The sequence below is a fragment of the Vogesella mureinivorans genome (assembly GCF_007644035.1).
Taxonomy (GTDB): Bacteria; Pseudomonadota; Gammaproteobacteria; order Burkholderiales; family Chromobacteriaceae; genus Vogesella; species Vogesella mureinivorans.
In genome coordinates this window covers 1-427 of the sequence record NZ_VMTV02000653.1, presented here as the reverse complement: position 1 = coordinate 427, position 427 = coordinate 1, and the positions used below count along the sequence as shown (strand labels likewise).

General features: G+C 67.9%; 1 protein-coding gene. It reads left to right on the top strand.

What is annotated here, in order from left to right; translation table 11 throughout:
* Nucleotides 1-427, top strand: a 427-nt coding sequence (locus tag FLQ44_RS17120; RefSeq protein WP_206208946.1) for a hypothetical protein, incomplete at both ends; no start/stop codon positions are given.

The window sequence follows — 427 nt, the reverse complement described above, 5'->3', positions numbered from 1 at the left end:
CCTGATCGCCGTGTCGGCGGCACTGCAGCGCGAGCGCACGGCGCTCAAGCTGATGATGCAGCTGCTGGTGGACCGCCGCGACGACCTGGAGCTGGGCCAGCTGATTCCGGTGGGCGACCTGTGGGACGCCATCGCCGAAGGTGACGAGCCTTTCTCTGACGCGATGCGCGTGCACTTCGACAACGCCAAGCGGCTGTATGCGCAGCGCCTGCTGCCGATGCTCGAAAAGCGCCACAACATCCCCTGGGAAGCCGTGCAGCTGGGCCAGGCCGATGCCAATGCCACCCGCGCCCTGCGCAACGACGCGCGCCTGCTGAAGACCCTGCTGCTGGCAGCGCTGGTGCCTGAGGTCGAGTCGCTGAAGGCCCTCACCGCACAGCGTCTGACTGCGCTGAACCACGGCACCTTTCGCTCCCCCATTCCGGGC